The organism is Mycobacterium sp. NGS62, assembly GCF_059812285.1.
The window spans coordinates 39,490-59,134 of sequence record NZ_JCALCK010000004.1; the positions used below are offsets into that span (position 1 = coordinate 39,490).

Genomic DNA, 19,645 nt, shown 5'->3' on the forward strand with positions numbered 1-19,645 from the left:
GGACGACCGTGCGTTCTGCGGGGCGGAACGACGACGCAGCGCTACCAAACCAGCGGGGCCAGATGCATTCGTGCGTACGCGCGCACGGCGGCGTCGTCGCTCACGTCGAGCACCTTGCTCGGCACCTGCGCAAGTGAACAGGCCAGCCGGATGTGCAGTTCGGCGACCGCGGCCAGGTCGTGGTCGGGCATGGCGGCCCCGGCGGCACGCAGCGCTTTGGCCATCGCCGCGGATGCGCTGTCGAGGAACGCCTCGGCCTCGGCGAAGATGCCGGGCACCGCCAGCAGCTCGGCGTCGAGCTGTAGGAATTTCCGCATCACCGGTTCGGTGGTCAATAACCGCAGCCCTTCGCAGAAAGCCGCTACCGCAGCGTCTTTCGGGCCGGAATCGATGCCGACGGTGCGAAGCCGATCCATCGCGAAGTCGAATGTGCGGCGCCCCAGCTCGGTGATCAACACATCGCGGCTGGGGAACCGGCGGTACAGCGTGCTGCGGCTGACGCCGGCCTGCCGCGCGATCACATCCATGCTCGCGCGGCCGACCCCGACCAGTGAGACTTCCTCGGCAGCGGCCTTGAGGATGGCCCCCTCCTGCTCGGTGGGGCTGGTGGTGTTCCGTGTGCGCCGCATCTGTACCAGTGTGTCAGCCGACGGGGCAGCCCCGGGGCGGGGCGAAGGAGTCCAGCGCCACCGAGCGGTGCAGTTTGACCAGCTTCTCGTACTGCAGCCGGTTGTAGGCCAATGGGACCAGCAGCAGCCGGTCCGGCAGCACGCGCCAGGCCAGCTGCAGCAGGCGGGTGTAGAGCGCGAATTCGCGATCGTGGCGGCCCTGCCACCGGAAGCCGGTCAGTTCCCGCACGCCCGGGTGCATGACGCCGAACGAGCACACTTTCACCACCCGGCCGGCCACCGGCCGCGCGGCGAACCACAGCGGGGTGATGCCGGCCCGCAGCGGCGCCGGCAACAGCAGGGTCGGCAACGGCAGCCGGGTGAGTCCCGCCGTCACCCGGTCCAGAAACGGGTTGGCCCGAAGGTGGGTGTCGACCATGTCGTCGTAGTAGCGGATGGCATCGGCGTATGTCGGCGGCAACTTGCCGGATTTGCCGGGCAGTTCGATTGCGCTGAACGCGGCGACGAGTTGCTGGTAGGCCGCTTCCTCCTCGGTCGGCGTCAGTGCGATTCCGGTGGCCGGCGTAAAGGACCGCAGCACCACGAACAGGCCGCTGACCGCGATCCAGTTCCACAGTTGCGGGCTCAAGGCGCTGTAGCGGACATCGGCGAACTCGCCCTTGCCGCGGCCGCGGACGTCGCGGTGCAGCAGCTTGAGGCGTTCGCCCTCGGCCGCACGGTCGTCGGCGTCGCCCCAAATGGCCAACAGCGCCGAAAACCCGCTGCGCACACCGCGATCGGCAAAGTTGCGTTCAAAGCGTCCGGTCTTGTCGACTGCGGCGGCCACCGGCACCAAAGCGACCTCGTCGAAGGCGGCGGCTCCGAAGACACCGGCGAACACACTGCCGCTGTGCTTGCGAAACTCGTTCATCACCCGGGGTCGCACCGGGCCCGCCAGGCGTTCCGGATCGATGTGCGGTGCGGTACCGACGCCCATGGCCACTCCTTAGCCGGATGACTCGTTGACACAAAGACTACATTTCTGTGTCAACGTGTCAACGGTTTCCGGCGAGCTGCGCCGGACCGAGGCTGCGGTGACGGCATCGAGACTGCGTCCAGCGCGTCATCCGGACGACGAAAAATTGGCGCTTACCGCAGTCTCGGCTGCGGAGGGTCAGCCTTCGAGTTTGTAGCCCAACCCCCGCACGGTGACCAGGTGCACCGGGTTGGCTGGATCGGCCTCGATCTTGGACCGCAGCCGTTTGACGTGCACGTCGAGGGTCTTGGTGTCGCCGACGTAGTCGGCGCCCCACACCCGGTCGATCAGCTGCCCGCGTGTCAACACTCGCCCGCTGTTGCGCATCAGATACTCCAGCAGGTCGAATTCCTTGAGCGGCAACGTGATCGGCTCGCCGTTCACGGAGACGATGTGGCGTTCGACATCCATGCGCACCGGTCCGGATTCCAGGATGCCGTCGGCTTCTTCGGCGTCGTCGTCACCGCCCCGGCGCAGCACCGCCCGGATCCGGGCGATCAGCTCCCGCGCCGAATACGGCTTGGTCACATAGTCGTCGGCGCCCAGCTCCAGTCCGACGACCTTGTCGATTTCGCTGTCGCGGGCGGTGACCATGATCACCGGCACGCTGGAACGGGCCCGCAACTGCTTGCACACGTCAGTGCCCGACATGCCCGGCAGCATCAGGTCCAGCAGCACGATGTCGGCGCCGACCCGGTCGAACTCGGCCAGTGCTGAGGGTCCGTCGGTCACGACCGTGGCATCAAAGCCCTCTTTGCGTAAGAGGAATGCCAGCGGATCGGCCAGCGACTCCTCGTCTTCCACGATCAGCACGCTAGTCATTTGCGGTGCTCCTCCTCATCGCTCCGCTCTGCATCGTCGGCACCGCGGGTCATTTGCGTACTTCTTCCTCTCGTTGGACTCTTTTGGGCCGAGCCGGGGGCTCGGGCGGTTGATCGGGTTCGTCGCCGGGGTCGACGTACATCGGGATAGACAGGGTAAATGTCGAGCCGGTTCCAGGCTGGCTCCACAGCCCGATGCTGCCGTTGTGATTGGCGGCGACGTGCTTGACGATCGCCAGGCCCAGCCCGCTGCCGCCAGTGGACCGTGACCGTGCCTTATCGCTGCGGAAGAACCGCTCGAAGACCCGTTCCTGGTCTTTGCGCGCGATGCCGATGCCGCGATCGGTGACCGCGATCTCGACGGAATCGGCGCGTCGGCGACGGCTGATCGACACCAACGACCCACGCGGCGAGTAGGCGATGGCGTTGGACACCAGGTTGGCCAGCGCCGTGATCAGCAAGGTCTGGTCGCCCAGCACCCGCAGGCCACTCGGCTCGTCGGTGCGGACCTCGATATCGGCGCTTTCCGCGGACACCTTATGGCGTGAAATCGCCTCGGAGACAATCGCATCCACATCGACGGCGTCCAGATCGGGTAATCGCTCGGCGCCTTGTAGCCGGGACAGTTCGATCAGCCCAATGACCATGTCCCCGAGCCGGTTGGCCTCGACGAGCACCTTCTCACCGAACCTGCGCACGGTATCCGGGTCGTCGGCCGACGCCAACAGCGCCTCAGCGAGCACGGCCATCGCACCGACCGGGGTCTTGAGCTCATGGCTGACATTGGCCACAAAGTCACGACGGGTCGCCTCCATCCGGGCGTACTCGGATTGGTCGTAGACGAAGACGACGGCGAAGCGGCGATCCTCCTCGCTCAACAGTCGCGCCTCGCCGCGCACCGACAACCCCGACCGGCCGGGCGCCGAGCCCTTGGCGGGCTGCATGTCGAACTCGGCAACATCGCCACTGGCCAACGCCCGGCGCGCCGCCCGCCAGGCCTCGTCGTCGAGCTGACGGTCGCGCACCAGGCCCAACTCGTCGGCGCGGTCGTTGCGATACACCACGTCGCGGTGGACGTCCACCACCGCGGTGCCCAGCGGCGTCAGTGCGACGATGCGCTGCAGCATCTGCGCGACGGTGATACCGGCCCATTCTGCGGCTGACCGCTGCCGTCGCTCGAGGACACGCGGCGCCAGGCGGGTACCGACGGCGATGCCGACGGCCAGCGCCAGGACGATCGAAACCCCGGCCAGCGACAGCGCCGAGAACACAGTCACATAAAAATCCTACAAATCCCGGTGAACTTCACCCCAGTAGCGCGCGGCCAAAATCGGACATGTCACACGCTGCGAGCCATGTATTCGACCGCTGTTTACGCGGCGTTCGCTCAAGGCGGCCGCCCGCGCGCGCCGAGCGTGAAGCTGTTGCGAAAAAATCGGGGAAATCTCGCAACAGTTTCACGCTCGCTGGTGGGGCCATTCCACTGGCGCTACCGGGCGCCTTGGCCGGCGACCGCGGCCGCCCCGGCGGCCGCCGCTTCGGGGTCGAGGTAGCTGCCGCCGGCCAGGGTGGGCCGCAGGTCGGCGTCCAAGTCGTAGCGCAGCGGGATCCCGGTCGGAATGTTGAGCCCGACGACCTCCTCGTCGGACATCCCGTCCAGGTACTTCACCAGCGCCCGCAGCGAGTTGCCGTGCGCGGCGATCAGCACGGTCTTGCCCGACCGCAGGTCAGGCACGATGACGTCGGTGAAGTACGGCAGAAATCGGGCCACCACATCGGCCAGGCATTCGGTCAGCGGACCGCCACCAATATTGGCGTAGCGCGGGTCGGTGTCCTGGCTGAACTGGCTGCCCTGCTCGATCGGCGGTGGTGGGGTGTCGTAGCTGCGACGCCACGCCATGAACTGCTCCTCGCCATATCGTTCCTTGGTCTCAGCCTTGTCCAGCCCCTGCAGCGCGCCGTAGTGGCGTTCGTTGAGCCGCCAGCTGCGCCGCACCGGGATCCAGTGCCGGTCTGCGACGTCGAGTGCCAGGTTCGCGGTGGTGATGGCCCGCCGCAGCAGCGAGGTATAGAGCACGTCGGGCAGCAGGTCGTGTTCGACCATCAGCTCACCGCCGCGGATCGCCTCGGCGCGGCCCTTGTCGGTCAGGTCGACGTCGACCCAACCGGTGAACAGGTTGAGGGCGTTCCATTCGCTCTCGCCGTGGCGAAGCAGCACCAACGTGGCAGTGTCTCCCATGCCGGCAAGTCTCTCACGCGTCGTCAGGCGTCCTGCTCGTCGTCGTCGTCAATGAGGTGGGCGAACGCTTCCAGATTCTTCAACGACTCACCGCGAGACACCCGCCATTCCCACTCTTTCTGAATCGACGACCGGAAACCCAACTCCAGCAACGTGTTGAAGTCCGAATCCACCGCTTCAAGCACCTGTCCCAGCACCCGGTCGATCTCGGCGGCGTCCACCGATGCCAACGACATCCGACCTACCAGGTAGATGTCGCCGACGTTGTCGAGCGTGTAGGCCACCCCGTAGAGGCGCCGGTTGCGTCTCAGCAGGAACCGGTAGACGCCCTCGTGGTTCTCGTCGGGTTTGCGGCACACGAATGCCTCGACCCGCACCGAGTGCTCGCCGATGCTCAAGATGGTGTTGGTCTTCAGCTTGCGTTCGCCGGGCAACTCCACGATCAGCCCGGGCAGCCCGCCGTGGGCGCCCTCATGCCGGGAATACGTCAGCTTGCTGGAATCCAGCGCATCCTCGATCACCCGCTGAACGTCAGTCACGGCGCGGCTCGCAGCCCCCGGCGCGGCGCCCAGCGCCGCACTCGCCGCGCCGATGCCAGCTCACGCACCGGACGACGGGCGGTGAACTCGCTGATCGCCCGGCGGTAGCTGGCCAGCAGCGCATCGACGGTGTTGTCCCAGGAGAACGTGGCCGCGTGTTCGACCGCCGCGCGACTCAAGGCCGCGGCCCGCGGCCCGGCACCCAGTTCCAGCAACTCGTCGATCGCATCGGCCCACCGGTCGACGTCGTGACCGGACACCAGCGTGCCGCTGACCCCGTCGCGCACCGCCACCGGCAGCCCGCCGACGGCGGCGGCCACCACCGGTGTTCCGCACGCCTGCGCCTCCACGGCGACCAGGCCGAACGACTCCGAATAGCTGGGTACGGCCACCAGGTCGGCGGCTTGGAACAGCCTGGCCAGTTCTGCACGCGACTGCGGCGGCAGGAACGTCACCCGGGCGGTGATACCCAATTCGTCGGCCAGCCGAACCAGCCCATCCGGCGCGGCCAGACCGCTGCCCGAGGGTCCGCCGGCCACCACGATGCGCACCCGCGGCAGTCGCGCCGCCGCGCGCAGCAGAATATCGGGCGCCTTCAGCGGCTGAATCCGCCCGACGAAGGCCACCACCTGCTCGTCGAACGGCAGATTCAGCGCAGCACGGGCGGCGCGCCGGTCACCGGGCCGAAACACGTCCAGGTCGACACCGGGGTGCGCGACATCGATCCCGGCCGGGTCGGCTTGATGCAGCGAAACCAGTTGCGCGGCTTCGTCTTCGGTGTTGACGATCAACCGGTCGGCCTCGTCGACAACCTGCTGCTCGCCGACAGAGCGCAGCGGAGGCTCGGGCGCGTCACCGTCGGCCAAGGCCGCGTTCTTCACCGCGGCCAGCGTGTGCGCGGTATGTACCAGTGGCACCGCCCAACGGTCGCGGGCCAGCCAGCCGACCTGTCCCGACAGCCAATAGTGCGAGTGCACGATGTCGTAGTAGCCCGGCTCGTGGGCGGCTTCGGCGCGCAGGACCCCGGCCGCGAACGCACACAACTGGGTGGGCAGGTCGTATTTGTCCAGGCCTTCGAAGGGGCCGGCCACCACGTTGCGCACCAGCACGCCGGGTGCCACCGGCACGATCGGCGGGTCGGTGGACGCGGTGGCCCGAGTGAAGATCTCTACCTGCACGCCCCGCCGCGCCATATGCAGGGCCGTTTGCAGCACATAGACGTTCATTCCGCCGGCATCCCCGGTGCCCGGCTGGGCCAGCGGGGAGGTGTGCACCGACAGCACCGCCGCCCGGCGCAGACCGGTCAACTCCGCGGCGTCCGGCCGGTGGGGCTCCAATCGGGAAATCTCAGTCGGAGGCACCCCGTCATCTTTGCAGCACCACCCGACGTCCCACGTCAGGCCGACGACTCGTGGTCGGTAACTATCAGCGCCGAACCAGGCACCCCGGCCCGGCGCATCGCGCCGAGCGGATCGGCGTAGAGCCCGCCCAGCGACACGATGCCGGCGCCGGCCTCCTGGACCCGGTTGCCGAACGCGGTGACCCGGATATCGCGGGGCGCCAGCACCGAGCGAGCCGCGAACGCCGCCTCCACCTGCGCCATACCCTCCGGATACTCGGTAAACGCCTGCCCGCCGACAACGAGATCGTCCGGGTTGAGCAGGTCACGCAGCAACGCGACCGCTTCACCGAGCACGCGGGCCCGCTCCGTCAGCACGTCTTTGGCCTGCTCGTTGCCGTTACGCGCGGCCCGCAACAGCTCGGTGACCGTGCCGGTGGCGCCGCCGGCGCGGGCGGCGGGCAGAATCCGCAGTCGCCGCGCGGCGGCCAACACTGCTTCGTCGCTGACGGTGGATTCCAGCTGACCGGACCCGCCAAGCAGTTCCGAGGCCGCGGGCAGGTTCGCGATGGTGCCCGGTCCGCTGGCCGGACTGTGCACCCGCCCGCCGATCACCAGTGCATAGCCCACGGTCTCGCGGGCGTAGACGTACAAGCTGGTCGAGGTGCTGGCGGCCAACCGGCGCATGCCGAGCAGCAACTCGGCGCCCGCCATTGTGTCGACATGGGAAGCCACCGACACCGGCAAGCCCAGCGTGTCGGCGAACACCGGCCCCACCGGCGCTTCCCGCCAGCCCAGCCGGGGATGGTCGACATGCCCGCTGGCGCCGTCGACCGCCCCACCGATGGCCACCCCGATCCAGAGCGGGCGACGCCGATGCCAGCGCCTCAGGTAGCGGCTGGCGCCGTCGGCCAGCGAGGCCAGCGCGGGTGCCTGGCCGCTGCGGGGCGTGGGGGTCTCGACGGCATCCAGCGTCCGCCCGAACAGGTCGGTGGCCACGATGCTGGTGGTTCGTGCACCGATGTGGATGCCCAGTGTCATGAACGGTTCGTGGTTGACCTCGACGGGCACCCGCGGACGACCGATCGCGCCGGCCACGGCGAGATCGGCGCGTTCTCGCAGCAGTCCGGCGTTCAGCAAGGCGATCACCTGGCGATTCACCGTGGCGATGCTCAGTGAGGTGGTTTGCGCGATGACGTCGCGGCCGATCGGCCCTCGCAGCCGCACGGCCCGGAATACCGAGGCCGCGGCGCTGTCGGACAGATGCAGCGACGGCGTCACGACGTGGCGAGTTCGCAGCGACGGCCGGCGGCTGTGGGGTGAGGTGGTGAGGGTGGTTGTGCGCACGGGGGGTGTCCTTCTCCGGGATCCGATGGCGGGGTCTGGCCGCACTCCGGCTTCGGTTGTTGGGAAGGCCGGTCAGGCGCGGCAAAGTGCGCGGCGACAACACGCGCAGTCCGCGAACAGACACGCGGACGTCAGACCGAACAATGCGCTCAGGTACACACCGAGGAATTTAGCACGGTTACTAAAGTTGGTCCGATGAGATCAGCGGAGTCGGGCCAGCGCATCGCCGTGGTCACCGGGGCCAGCGCCGGGATCGGCGAGGCGACCGCGCGAACCCTCGCTGCCCAGGGCTTCCACGTCGTGGCGGTGGCGCGGCGGGCCGACCGGATCACCGCGCTGGCCGATGAGATCGGCGGCACCGCCGTGGTGGCCGACGTCACCGACGATGCCGCCGTCGACGCGCTGGCGGGCCAGTTGGACCGGGTCGACGTGCTGGTCAACAACGCCGGCGGCGCCAAGGGCCTCGAGCCGGTGGCCGACGCCGACCTGGCGCACTGGCGGTGGATGTGGGAGACCAATGTGCTGGGCACGCTGCGAGTCACCCGCGCACTGCTACCCAAACTGATCGCGTCGGGCGACGGCCTGATTGTCACCGTCACCTCGGTGGCGGCGATCGAGATCTACGACGGCGGCGCCGGCTACACGGCCGCCAAGCATGCGCAGGGCGCGCTGCACCGCACGCTGCGCGGCGAATTGCTGGGAAAGCCGGTGCGGCTCACCGAAATTGCCCCCGGCGCCGTCGAAACCGAGTTCTCGCTGGTGCGGTTCGGCGGTGACCAGCAGCGCGCCGACGCCGTCTACACCGGGATGACGCCGCTGGTGGCCGCCGACATCGCCGAGGTGGTCGGGTTCGTGGCGTCCCGCCCGTCGCACGTCAACCTCGACCAGATCGTGATCCGGCCGCGCGATCAGGCGAGCGCTAGCCGCCGGGTCGGACGCTAGTCGTCGGGGTGCCCGACAACGTGGGCGCATCCTTGGGGGTAGCGGGCGCGCTGCGCGGCATCGACGCCGGTGACGGCTTGGACCCGTTGGCCGGCGGCAGCGCCGACATCCCCACCCAGGTGTCCCAGTCCACCGCCCAGTCCCAGATGTCACCGTCGGCGTAGGACAGCTCGATCCGGCTCCCGGTCACCTCGACCGGGTCGCCGTAGATCGCGCTGTTGAAGTACTGCTCAGCGTCGGACGTCGACAGGTTGACACACCCGTTGGTGACGTTCGAATTGCCTTGTGCGCCAGAACTTGCCGGGTTGGCGTGGATGAACTCGCCGTTGTTGGAAATGCGCACGGCCCAACGCTCGTGGATGTTGCTGTAGCCCGCGGCAGGATTAGACATGTAGAAGTCCGCATATTTTTCGCTGACCACGTGGATGCCGTTGCGGGTGACATTGCGCGCCTTGTCGCCTTCGCCGTAGCTGCACGGGAAGTCCATGATGACGCCTTCGTCTCGGACCACCTGGATGCGGTGCGAGGAGATTTCGGCCCTGACCACCTGACGACGGCCGATCTCGAAGTTCAAGCTCATGTCCTGTTTGCCGTAGGCGCCGTCGCCGAACTCCAGCCCGTACAACTTGGCGTCGACGTTGACTTTGGTGCCCGCCGGGTAGTACTCGCGGGTGCGCCAGTGCACGCGGGCTCCGGCGGCCTCGTCAGGCAGCCACGCCCAGCTGCCCTCGACCGGCGGGTCGGTGGTGACTTTCAGCGCCCGTTCGACTGCCGCCTTGTCCGCGATCGGCGCATCGAACTGGATGATGATCGGCGCGGCGACGCCGACGGTCTGCCCGTCAGCGAGCTGGAAGCCGCCGTCGACCTGCTTGGTGGGGGTGACGGTGATGAACTTCCCGGCGACCGGGACCGCCTTACCGTCGTGGCCGACCACCGAACCGCTCCAGCTGTAGGACGCGTCGTAGCCAAGCGGCTCGGTGATGGTGTAGACGGTGCGGTCGCGGTTGAGCGCCCCGGCCACCACCTTGCCGGCGGTGTTCGTCAACGCCACCCTCTGGAACCAGCCGTTGCGCACCTCGACGCTGATCGGCGCCGTCGGCACCACATCCTCGGCCTTGTCGGCCGGCCGGAACGTCAAACTTGCCGCCGGCGGTGGTTTGGCCTTCTCCGATTGTTTGCTTGATCCCCCGACACAAGCCGCCAAAAGGTTCGGCGCGAACATCCCCACCGCCAGCGTCGTCAAAACCCGGCGCCGGTTGATCGGCGGCAGGTCACGCGCTGTGTTCACGACACACAAAGATACCGGCGAAAACGACCTACCCCGTGCACGCGCGCGCTACAGGACGCAGCCGACCAGCACCGGTTCGGGCATCAATGTGATGCCAAACACATCACGGACTCCGTCGCGCACTGTGCGGGCCAGCGCCACCACGTCGGCGGCGGTGGCATCACCGCGGTTGGTCAAAGCAAGCGCATGCTTGGTCGACAGCCGGCAGGGGCCCCCCTCGGCGCCCGGATAGCCTTTGCCGAAGCCGGCTTGCTCGACTAACCAGCCGGCGGCCAGCTTTACGCCGTCCGGCGCCGGATAGTGTGGCACCGGACGATGCGCTTCGTCCGCCAGCCGCTGGTAAACCTCAGGCGCGACAACCGGATTGGTGAAAAACGATCCCACGCTCCAGGTGTCGTGGTCGGCCGGGTCGAGCACCATGCCCTTGCGGGCCCGCAGCGCGAGCACTGCTTTTCGCACCGCCGCGGGCTCGGCCCGTTGGCCTGCCGTCGCGCCCAGCGCGGTGACCAGTTCGCCGTAGCGCAGCGGCGCGCTGCGGCCGGCGGCGTCCAGCGCGAACTCCACTTCGAGCACGACGGCCGCCTCGGAGTGTTTGAGCACGCTGGTGCGATAGCCGAAGCGCAGTTCGCCGGGCAGCGCCCAGCGCACCTCGCCGCTGCGCCGATCCAGCAGCCGCACCCGGGTGATGGTGTCGGCCACCTCCGCCCCGTACGCACCGACGTTTTGCACCGGGGTCGCGCCCGCCGAACCCGGGATGCCCGACATGCATTCCAGTCCGCCGAGACTGTGCTCGATGGAAGCGACGACGACGTCATCCCACACTGCACCGGCCTCGACCCGCACGATGTTGCCGTCGATACGGATATCGTTGGCGGCCAAGCGAATTACCGTCAGATCGGTCAGCGCGTCGGCGATCACCACATTGGATCCACCGGCTAACACCAGCAGCGGGCGGCACTCGTCGGCGTCCAGCTGGCGCAGCGTGGTGATCACCTGCTCGGTGCTCGAGCAGGTGATGACGCGCTGCGCAATCGGGCCGACCCGCAAGGTGGTCAGCGGCGCCAGCGGCACCTTCTCGGCGACATGCGCACCGGCGAACAACGTTCCCGCCACGGGCGGTAACGGTAGCGTGATTTGCTATGCCGCGTTCATTCGACATGTCCACCGATTACGGGGCGACCGTCGAAGAGGTTCTTCGAGCGTTCAGCGACGAGTCGTATTGGCTGGCCCGGCTGGCCGATTCGGGCGCCGACGACGCGATGCTGGACTCGATGCGCGTCGAGGACGGCACGATCGACGTGATCACCACCCAGGTGCTGCGCAGCGACCGGCTGCCCGGAGTAGTCACCCAGTTTCACCGGGGCGATCTGTGCGTCCGCCGCGAGGAGACCTGGGACCCGATCAGCAACGGCGCCGCCACCGCCACCGTGGTCGGCTCGATCCTGGACGCGCCGGCCGCACTGACCGGTACCGCGGTGCTGGAGCCGGTGGCCGAATCGGGTGGGGCGCGGTTGAAATTCCGGGCCACTGTCGAGGTTCGGATCCCGCTCGTCGGCGGCAAGCTGGAGAACTTCATCGGCAGCCAGCTCGTCGAGCTGTTGATCGCCGAGCAGCGCTTCACCAGCATGTGGATCGACGAGAACGCGTGATGCGGCCGAGCGTCGAGTTGCTGGGCGATTTAGTGTATTTCTGCCCGACAAGTCGACGTTCGGCAAAGTTTTAGGCTGGTGGGCATGCGGATTGCGGTGGCGCAGATCCTCAGTGGCACCGACCCGGCAGCCAACCTCCAGCTGGTGCGCGACTACACCGGCCGCGCCGCCGACGCCGGTGCGGCGCTGGTGGTGTTTCCGGAGGCCACGATGTGCCGGTTCGGTGTGCCGCTGGCGCCGGTCGCCGAGCCGGTCGACGGGCCGTGGGCCGACGGAGTGCGCCGGATCGCCGCCGACACCGGCATCACCGTGATCGCCGGCATGTTCACCCCCGCCGACGACGGCCGGGTCGCCAACACGCTGCTCGCGGCCGGTCCGGACACCGATACGCACTACGACAAGATCCACCTCTACGACGCCTTCGGTTTCACCGAATCACGCACCGTCGCGCCGGGCCGTGAGCCGGTGCTGATCGACGTCGACGGGATCGGGGTCGGGCTGACCACCTGCTATGACGTCCGGTTCCCCCAGCTGTACACCGCGCTGGCGCGCCGCGGCGCTGCGCTGATCGCCGTCGCCGCGTCGTGGGGGTCGGGCCCGGGAAAGCTCGACCAATGGACGTTGCTGACCCGCGCCCGGGCGCTGGACTCCACCAGCTACGTCGTTGCGGCCGGGCAGGCCGATCCCGGCCGGCAACTGGGCGGCTCGGGCGCCCCGACCGGGGTGGGCGGCAGCCTGGTGGTCTCGCCGTTCGGCGAGATCGTGGCCGCCGCAGGCGCCGACCCTGCGCTGCTGGTCGCCGACATCGACCTGGACCGCGTGCAAGCCGCCCGTGACAGCATCGCGGTGCTGCGCAACCAGGCCGACTTCGCTGACGCCGATGAGGCAGAATCGCCCGGGTGACGAATCCGCCGGAACCACCGCACGACGACCCGTCGATATGGGCTCGCCCCGGCAGTGAAGGTGGTGCTGCGCAACCGTCCGCAGCGGGTCAGGCCGACTCGCCACCGGCGGACGACGCCCCGACCGAGTCAACGTCGCAACTGCCGCCGTCGGAGGACGCACCAGTGAAGAACAGGCGCCGTTGGCTGCGCGACCCGGTTTCGATCGTTTTGGTTCTCGTGATCGTGGTCGCGCTGACGATCGCCGGGCTGGTCGGTGGCGAAATCTATGCCCGCCATCGGGCCGACAGCGTGGTGGCCGCGGCGACCGAATGCGTGGTGCACGACAAGGTCAGCGTGTCGTTCGGCCCCACTCCGTTTTTGCTGCAGCACATCACGGGCCACTATCGGGATATCTCGATCCACACCGCAGGCAACCAGGTCCGCGACGCCAAGGGGATGAAGGCCGACATCCTGATCGATGACGTCGACCTGCACGGCGACGCGAACTCGAAGGGCACGATAGGCGCGCTGGACGCCGACATCACCTGGACGTCCGACGGCATCAAGGAAACCGTGGCGGATTCCATTCCGTTCGTGGGCGGCCTGGTCAACAGTGTCTCCACCAACCCCGGTGCCGGCACGATCGAACTCAACGGCGGCCTGGGCCTGGGCAGCGTCACCGTCAAACCGCAGGTCGCCGACAACGGGCTATGGCTGCAGGTCGTCAGAGTCGCCGCGATGGGCGTCACGGTGCCAAGCGAGACCGCGCAATCGGCGCTGGACATCTTCGCCTCCCGGCTGACCAACAACTATCCGTTGGGTATCCATGCCGACAGCGTGCAAGTCACCGAAGATGGTGTGGCGGCCCACTTTTCGACGCGCGACGCCGCTATCCCACCCGGGCAATCCGATCCCTGCTTCGCCAACCTGTGACCATTTTCAGATTTCGTTCAGCTCGGTAGGGCACAATCGCGCTGGTGACGACACCGCAAGGGCCTTCGGGCGGCGACCCGTCGGAATGGGCTCGCCCGTCAGGGCCATCTGGTCAGCCGCGGCCAGGTCCAGGCCCCTCCCAATCCCCCACCGAACGGATTCCCCAGCGCGGGCGCCCGCAGCCGCCGCCCCCGCCGAACCGGCCGCAGCCACCCGGTCCGCCTCCTCCGCCGCCGCGCCAGGCCGGGCCGCTACCGCATCAGCCGCCGGGGCGTCCGCCGCAGCCGCAAGCGCGCCAACCGGCCCCGCCACCCAACCGACCGGAGCCGGCCACCACGAAGCTGCCCACCCCAATGGAGTCCACCGAGCCCAAAGACAAGCCAATGAACGTGCTCACCCGATTTTCCGGCAATCGGACGTCGATCCTGCTGATCCTGGTGATTGTGCTGCTCGTGGTGTTCGCCGGGCTGATCGGCGCCGAGTTGTACACCCGCCACACCGCCGACAGCAAGGTGGCCAACGCGGTGCAGTGCGAGGTGCAGGACAGCGCCAAGGTGTCCTTCGCCGCCACGCCGCCGGTGCTATGGCAGTACATCAACAGCCACTACACCAACATCTCCGTGCAGACGGCGGGCAACCAGATCCGCAGCGCCAAGGGCATGACGCTCAACCTGAACATCCATGACGTCGACCTGAACGGCAGCGGCAACACCAAGGGCACGATCGGGTCGCTCAACGGCACGATCACTTGGTCGACGGACGGCATCAAAGAGTCGATCCAGGACGCCATCCCGGTGATCGGCAACCTGGTGACCAGCAAAGTCACCGCCAATCCCAGCGACGGCACCATCAAACTCAAGGGCCTGCTGGACAGTGCCACCGTCAAGCCGCAACTCGCCGACAACGGGGTTTCGCTGCAGGTGGTCGACCTGAAAGCGCTGGGCTCCACGATGTCGACGGATACGGTGCAAAAGAACCTCGACGACCTCACCTCCAAGGCGACCAAGAATTACCCGCTGGGTATCCATGCCGACAGCGTCAAGGTCACCGATTCCGGCGTCGAGGCCACGTTCTCGACGCAAAACGCGACTATCCCGGCGTCGTCGTCGTCCAGTCAGGACTCCTGCTTCGACAACCTCTAAAGCCCGTCGAGCACGGCGCGGGTGCCAGACAAGCCGAGTCGAGTGGCACCCGCGTCGAGCATGCTGAGGGCGTCAGCGGTCGTGCGGATGCCGCCGCTGGCTTTGACCCCGAGCCGTCCACCGACGGCGTCGGCCATCAGTGCCACAGCAGCCGCCGAGGCTCCGCCGGCCGGATGGAAGCCAGTCGAGGTTTTGACGAAGTCGGCGCCGGCGTCCTCGGCGGCGCGGCAGACCGCGACCAGCGTGCGCTCATCGGCCAGTGCTAGCAGCGCCGCCGACTCTACGATCACCTTGAGCAGCGCGGTTGGTACCGCGGCGCGCACCGCGGCGATCTCCGATCGCACGGCGTCGACGTCGCCCGCAACGGCCGCGCCGATGTCGATCACCATGTCGATCTCGGTGGCGCCGGAACCCACGGCCAGCGTCGCTTCGCGGGCCTTCACTTCTGTCAGATGCTTACCGGACGGGAAGCCGGCGACGGCAGCTATTCGCGCATCGCCGGCGCGGACTGCGACCGGGACCATCGACGCAGAGACACAGACGGCGTACACGCCCAATTCGGCCGCTTCGGCGACGACGGCGGCCACGTCGGCGGCGGTGGCTTCGGGTTTGAGCAGCGTGTGGTCGACGAGTGCCGCCACCTGCCGGCGGGTCAGTGGGCCCGGCACTAGAACGGTTCTTCCCAGCCGCCGGGGTTGCAGCCGGAACCGATCATCTCGGTCGGGTCGACAACCGGTCGCCACGGCTCCAGATTCCAGCTGGTCTTACCGGGCTGCACGAACTCCGCCACCTGCCAGTGGCAGACAAACTGCTCCCGCATACCAGGGGTGTCGGCGTTGGGCGCCCGGCTCACGACCTCGGACCAGGCTTCGTCGGTGGCCGTGCTGTCGGTGACGGCCTGCCTGGCAGCAGCGCGCGCCGCCGCGGTGGGGTAGACGCGCAGGCTGGACTGCCGGCCCCATTGCACCCATTCGGCGTGGTCTACAAACGGCGGTGCGTATCCGGGCGTCGACGGCCCCGCAGCGCCCGGGTCGGCGACCGCCGGGGCGGCGACCAGCAGCGCGGGAAGTGCCGCCGCCGGCACAGCGAGCAATCGCATCCGACTAGCGCGATTTACCTTGAACCTCAAGAAGTTTGGGCCGAACATCGACCAGGTAGATACCCGAAGCGCAGGCAGCTGCAGCCAGACCAAGCACGCCGAGGAGGAAAGCCAGCACGGAGGCCGCCACGATACCGGCGCCCAGGATTCCCAGCCACGCCGGCTTGGTGAGCTTGCCTGCCGCGGGATAGGCGTCAGGGCGCTGCATTGCCGCGTGCACGAACGCATAGACGGACGTCACCACTACGGCGACTTGCACGATCATCAGGATGGTGCCGACCAAACCTTGGAGCATCACCCTGTAAGGGTATGCGGACGCCCTTCAAAACGTCGACTCCGAGTCACCCCAGCAGGGGCAACTCGGAGTCGAGTGGTGGGTGAAGCGGCTTACTTCTGGGTGACCTTCTTGGCCGGAGCCTTCTTAGCCGGAGCCTTCTTGGCGGCGCTCTTCTTGGCCGGGGCCTTCTTGGCCGGAGCCTTCTTGGCGGCGCTCTTTTTGGCGGGCTGCTCCTTCTTGGGCAGGTCGATGCCGACCAGCTTGGCGGCACGCTCGCCGACGGCGCGGGTCTGCGACGCCACGGTGCCCAGCGCCTCCTGGGTCAACTCGACCGCCTGGTCGACGTACCCCTCGGCACGGGCCGACGCGTCCTCGAAGCCCGCCTGGCTGCGCAGCCGCGCCAGGGCGGCCTCGCCACGCTCGACCAGCTCGTTGTAGCGGCTGGTCGCGGCCTCGACGTAACCCTCGGCAGCCGTGCGCAGCTCTTCGGAGGTGAACCGCTCACGCAGCTCACGCAGCTGCTCGGGCAGGTCCTCCTGCAGCTTGGTCAGGCGTGCGCGGCTCTCCTCGACGCGGCTGCGGGTGTCGGTGCGGGTCTCCCCCGCGCGCTCGCGCAGCTCGGCGAGCAGGTCGTTGACGGTGGCCAGGGCCAGGTCAGCGGCGCCCAGCGCGGCAAGCAGCGGGGCTTTCAGATCGTCGATGGTCGGGTTGTCGGCCATGGTGTTTTCCCTTTCGTGGATCGTTTTACGTGTTGGCGGTCAGATGTTTGGCATACCCAAACGTCGTGAATTAGGCAGCATCAAGCAGGCTCAGCAGACTTGGTCTCCTCACGGGCGGCTTCGTTTTGTTGCACGAAGGACGTGTAAATGTCGAGCAGAACCTGTTTCTGCCGTTCGCTGATCGCCGTGTCGGTCACGATGGCGTCGCGGACTTCGCTGGTCGCGCTGGGCTCAAGGATCCCGGCCTGCACGTAGAGCACTTCGGCAGACACCCGCAGCGCCTTGGCGATCTGGTTGAGCACGTCAGCGGAGGGTTTACGCAGGCCCCGCTCGATCTGGCTGAGGTACGGGTTGCTGACACCGGCCTTCTCCGCTAACTGCCGCACCGACACCTGCGCCGCCTCGCGCTGCGTCCTGATGAAACTGCCGATGTCTGACGCAGCAGTCGACACCACTGCGGCAAGTTTCTCCTCCTGCTGCATCAGTGACTCCTTGGTTCATTTGCCCGGCGGCGTCGGTCGTCGGTGCTGACGCGCACCACAGTACGACCAAGTGCTAACTTTTGCAAGCACTAGTTAGCACAACTCAGAACACGAGCTGGGCGATCGCATAAATCGCCAGGCCAGCCAGCGAACCCACCACGGTCCCGTTGATCCGGATGAATTGCAGATCGCGGCCGACGTGCAATTCGATGCGGCGGCTGGCCTCCTGGGCGTCCCACTGCTCGATGGTGTCGGTGATGATGGCGGTGATCTCCACCCCGTACTGGGAGACCAGGTGCTGGGCGGCGCGCACGATCCAGTTATCCACCTTGTCACGCAGGTCGGCGTCGTCGCGCAGCGATTCGCCGATACGCACCACGGCATCGGTGATGCGGGTACGCAGCGCACTGGACGGATCGTCGACGCCCTCGAGCACCAGCCGTTTCAGCGTCTTCCAGGCAGTCGCCGCGGCGTTGGTGACCTCGTCGCGGGCCATCAGTTGCTCCTTGACGGCCTCGGCCCGGGCGATGGTGGCCTCGTCGTGCTGCAGATCGTCGGCGAACTCGAAGAGAAAGCGAGTGGCCGAGCGACGCAGCTCGTGGAAGGGGTCGCGGCGGACCTTGTCGGTGAAATCCATCAGCTCGCGGTGGATGCGATCGCCGACCAAGTGGTCGACGAACCGCGGCGACCAGCTTGGCGAGTCACGCTCAACCACCCGTTGGATCACCTCTCCGGCGTTCAGCGACCACTGGAACGCCCGGTCGGCCAGCAACTGGATGAGCGCCTCCTGCCGGTGCTCGGCCAGCAAGGTGGACAGCACCCGGCCCGCCGGCGGACCCCACTTCGGCTCGGCGATGCGCCGCACGATCATCCGGTCGATGACCTGCTGAACGTCCTCGTCACGCATCAGTTCCACCAGCACCCGCAGCACCGTGCCCGTTTCGGTGGCCACCCGCTGGGCATGAGAGGTCTCCGACAGCCACTTGCCCAACCGTCCGGCGATCTGACCATCCCGCAGTTTGGTCTCGACGACCGGCGGCGACAGGAAGTTCTCCCGGATGAACGTCCCAAGGCTCTCGCCAAGCTGGTCTTTTTTGCGCTTGATGATCGCGGTGTGCGGAATCGGGATACCGAGCGGATGTTTGAACAGCGCGGTGACTGCGAACCAGTCCGCCAGTGCACCGACCATGCCCGCCTCCGCGGCCGCACCGACATAACCCACCCACGTGGGGGCGGTGCCGCCGGTCTGAGCCCACCGGCAACCCAGGAAGACCGCGGTGGCGCCAACCAGGAAGCTCAGCGCCACGACTTTCATCCGGCGCAGTCCCCGGCGCCGCTCGGCGTCTGCCTGCGGGTCGGCCCCGGCGAACGACTCCGCCAACGACGCGGCAGTTCGGCGCGCCCTCGGCGGCAGCGGGATCAAGTCCGTCACGGCCGGACGGGCCGCCGGATTGGCTCGATGTACCACCACACCATCATCCGCTATCAGGTATCTAGTGCGCGAAGTAACTGTTACCGCCCGCAACTGCAGAGCAGTACTAACCAGTAGTATCGAGGGCGTCGAGTGGATGGGAAGCAGCAATAGTGGCACAGCAGGCCCCGGCCGGGACCCCAAAGACCGATGGCCGGAAGCGACGATGGCACCAGCACAAGGTGGAACGTCGCAACGAGTTGATCGACGGGACCATCGAGGCGATCCGGCGGCGCGGGCAATACGTGAGCATGGACGAGATCGCCGGCGAGATCGGGGTCTCCAAAACGGTCCTGTACCGCTATTTCGTCGACAAGAACGATCTGACGACCGCAGTGATGATGCGGTTCGCGCAAATCACGCTGATCCCCAACATGGCCGCGGCGCTGTCGTCGAACCTCGACGGCTTCGACCTGACTCGCGAGATCATCCGGGTATACGTCGACACCGTCGCGGCCGAACCCGAGCCCTACCGGTTTGTGATGGCGAACAACTCGGCCGGCAAGAACAAGGTGGTCGCCGACTCCGAACGGATCATCGCTCGGATGCTCGCCGTGATGCTGCGACGGCGGATGAAGCCGGCGGGGATGGACGTCGGCGGCGTCGAGCCGTGGGCGTACATGATCGTCGGTGGCGTGCAACTGGCCACCCACTCCTGGTTGCTGAATCCGCGGATGAGTGCCGACGAGCTGATCGATTACCTGACAATGCTGAGTTGGAATGCGCTTGTCGGGATCGTCGAGGTGGGCGGGTCGCTGGAGAACTTCCGGAATCAACCGCATCCGTCGCCGGTCGTGCCCGCAGTGCCGCACTGAGGCCGCGGGCTGGGT

The 19,645-nt window shown here is 67.6% G+C and carries 22 protein-coding genes; 6 read left to right on the forward strand and 16 right to left on the reverse strand.

From position 1 onward, the window contains the following. Positions 1-41: 41 nt before the first annotated feature. The 8 genes from AC5Y49_RS12240 to AC5Y49_RS12275 form a co-directional block, all read right to left on the reverse strand. Positions 42-629: a TetR/AcrR family transcriptional regulator gene (locus tag AC5Y49_RS12240; protein ID WP_499887328.1), complete on the reverse strand. Its 588-nt coding sequence runs from the start codon at positions 627-629 to the stop codon at positions 42-44. Positions 630-642: 13 nt separating this feature from the next. Next, positions 643-1,605, reverse strand: coding sequence for an oxygenase MpaB family protein (locus AC5Y49_RS12245; protein ID WP_499887330.1), 963 nt, complete (start codon positions 1,603-1,605; stop codon positions 643-645). A gap of 177 nt (positions 1,606-1,782) precedes the next feature. Further along, entirely contained in the window at positions 1,783-2,466 is a 684-nt protein-coding gene (gene regX, locus AC5Y49_RS12250) for a two-component sensory transduction protein RegX (RefSeq protein ID WP_065015216.1), read from the reverse strand. A 49-nt stretch (positions 2,467-2,515) separates the two neighbouring features. After that, positions 2,516-3,742, reverse strand: a complete 1,227-nt coding sequence (locus AC5Y49_RS12255) for a sensor histidine kinase (RefSeq protein ID WP_499887332.1) — start codon at positions 3,740-3,742, stop codon at positions 2,516-2,518. Between the two features lie 212 nt (positions 3,743-3,954). Then, positions 3,955-4,704 carry a phosphoglyceromutase gene (locus AC5Y49_RS12260; protein WP_499887334.1) on the reverse strand — a complete coding sequence of 250 codons (750 nt, stop codon included), beginning with the start codon at positions 4,702-4,704 and terminating at the stop codon, positions 3,955-3,957. Between the two features lie 23 nt (positions 4,705-4,727). Continuing rightward, a complete protein-coding gene (locus AC5Y49_RS12265) occupies positions 4,728-5,243 on the reverse strand; it encodes a type III secretion system chaperone family protein (protein WP_499887335.1) in 516 nt (171 codons plus the stop codon). Further along, positions 5,240-6,589, reverse strand: coding sequence for a D-inositol-3-phosphate glycosyltransferase (gene mshA / locus AC5Y49_RS12270; RefSeq protein WP_499887971.1), 1,350 nt, complete (start codon positions 6,587-6,589; stop codon positions 5,240-5,242). The genes AC5Y49_RS12265 and mshA overlap by 4 nt, the downstream gene beginning before the upstream one ends. Positions 6,590-6,639: 50 nt before the next feature. Next, the gene (locus tag AC5Y49_RS12275) at positions 6,640-7,929 is read right to left on the reverse strand and encodes an ROK family protein (protein ID WP_499887337.1); all 1,290 of its coding nucleotides are present in this window, start codon (positions 7,927-7,929) and stop codon (positions 6,640-6,642) included. Positions 7,930-8,124: 195 nt separating this feature from the next. Between AC5Y49_RS12275 and AC5Y49_RS12280 the strand changes: the two genes are divergently transcribed. Then, positions 8,125-8,871 (forward strand): SDR family NAD(P)-dependent oxidoreductase, encoded by a 747-nt coding sequence (locus AC5Y49_RS12280; protein ID WP_499887338.1) that lies wholly within the window; start codon positions 8,125-8,127, stop codon positions 8,869-8,871. Here the strand turns inward: AC5Y49_RS12280 and AC5Y49_RS12285 are convergent. Further along, a complete protein-coding gene (locus AC5Y49_RS12285) occupies positions 8,849-10,168 on the reverse strand; it encodes a L,D-transpeptidase (RefSeq protein ID WP_499887340.1) in 1,320 nt (439 codons plus the stop codon). The two genes, AC5Y49_RS12280 and AC5Y49_RS12285, sit on opposite strands and share 23 nt — an antisense overlap. Positions 10,169-10,207: 39 nt before the next feature. Then, positions 10,208-11,272, reverse strand: a complete 1,065-nt coding sequence (locus tag AC5Y49_RS12290; protein ID WP_499887342.1) for a UDP-N-acetylmuramate dehydrogenase — start codon at positions 11,270-11,272, stop codon at positions 10,208-10,210. Positions 11,273-11,298: 26 nt separating this feature from the next. On the opposite strand from AC5Y49_RS12290, the gene AC5Y49_RS12295 reads away from it, so the two are divergent. The 4 genes from AC5Y49_RS12295 (at position 11,299) to AC5Y49_RS12310 (ending at position 14,767) form a co-directional block, all read left to right on the forward strand. Continuing rightward, a complete protein-coding gene (locus tag AC5Y49_RS12295) occupies positions 11,299-11,808 on the forward strand; it encodes a DUF2505 domain-containing protein (RefSeq protein WP_499887344.1) in 510 nt (169 codons plus the stop codon). An 84-nt stretch (positions 11,809-11,892) separates the two neighbouring features. After that, positions 11,893-12,711, forward strand: coding sequence for a carbon-nitrogen hydrolase family protein (locus AC5Y49_RS12300; protein ID WP_499887345.1), 819 nt, complete (start codon positions 11,893-11,895; stop codon positions 12,709-12,711). After that, positions 12,708-13,625 (forward strand): LmeA family phospholipid-binding protein, encoded by a 918-nt coding sequence (locus AC5Y49_RS12305; protein ID WP_499887346.1) that lies wholly within the window; start codon positions 12,708-12,710, stop codon positions 13,623-13,625. Before AC5Y49_RS12300 ends, AC5Y49_RS12305 begins: the two co-directional genes overlap by 4 nt. A 353-nt stretch (positions 13,626-13,978) precedes the next feature. After that, the gene (locus AC5Y49_RS12310) at positions 13,979-14,767 is read left to right on the forward strand and encodes an LmeA family phospholipid-binding protein (RefSeq protein WP_499887347.1); all 789 of its coding nucleotides are present in this window, start codon (positions 13,979-13,981) and stop codon (positions 14,765-14,767) included. On the opposite strand, the gene deoC is transcribed toward AC5Y49_RS12310, so the two are convergent. The 6 genes from deoC to AC5Y49_RS12340 all read right to left on the reverse strand — a co-directional run bounded on the left by deoC (position 14,764) and on the right by AC5Y49_RS12340 (position 18,815). Further along, a complete protein-coding gene (gene deoC / locus AC5Y49_RS12315) occupies positions 14,764-15,435 on the reverse strand; it encodes a deoxyribose-phosphate aldolase (RefSeq protein ID WP_499887348.1) in 672 nt (223 codons plus the stop codon). The genes AC5Y49_RS12310 and deoC overlap by 4 nt on opposite strands. Further along, positions 15,435-15,866, reverse strand: coding sequence for a DUF2599 domain-containing protein (locus AC5Y49_RS12320; RefSeq protein WP_499887349.1), 432 nt, complete (start codon positions 15,864-15,866; stop codon positions 15,435-15,437). The genes deoC and AC5Y49_RS12320 overlap by 1 nt, the downstream gene beginning before the upstream one ends. A gap of 4 nt (positions 15,867-15,870) precedes the next feature. Beyond that, positions 15,871-16,161, reverse strand: a complete 291-nt coding sequence (locus AC5Y49_RS12325; RefSeq protein WP_499887973.1) for a DUF2516 family protein — start codon at positions 16,159-16,161, stop codon at positions 15,871-15,873. A 92-nt stretch (positions 16,162-16,253) separates the two neighbouring features. Further along, positions 16,254-16,862, reverse strand: a complete 609-nt coding sequence (gene hbhA, locus AC5Y49_RS12330; RefSeq protein WP_499887350.1) for a heparin-binding hemagglutinin HbhA — start codon at positions 16,860-16,862, stop codon at positions 16,254-16,256. Between the two features lie 80 nt (positions 16,863-16,942). Continuing rightward, positions 16,943-17,344: a helix-turn-helix domain-containing protein gene (locus tag AC5Y49_RS12335; protein ID WP_499887351.1), complete on the reverse strand. Its 402-nt coding sequence runs from the start codon at positions 17,342-17,344 to the stop codon at positions 16,943-16,945. Between the two features lie 103 nt (positions 17,345-17,447). Further along, entirely contained in the window at positions 17,448-18,815 is a 1,368-nt protein-coding gene (locus tag AC5Y49_RS12340; RefSeq protein WP_499887353.1) for a DUF445 domain-containing protein, read from the reverse strand. Positions 18,816-18,928: 113 nt separating this feature from the next. Between AC5Y49_RS12340 and AC5Y49_RS12345 the strand changes: the two genes are divergently transcribed. After that, positions 18,929-19,630: a TetR/AcrR family transcriptional regulator gene (locus tag AC5Y49_RS12345; protein ID WP_499887355.1), complete on the forward strand. Its 702-nt coding sequence runs from the start codon at positions 18,929-18,931 to the stop codon at positions 19,628-19,630. The last annotated feature ends 15 nt before the right edge of the window (positions 19,631-19,645 follow it).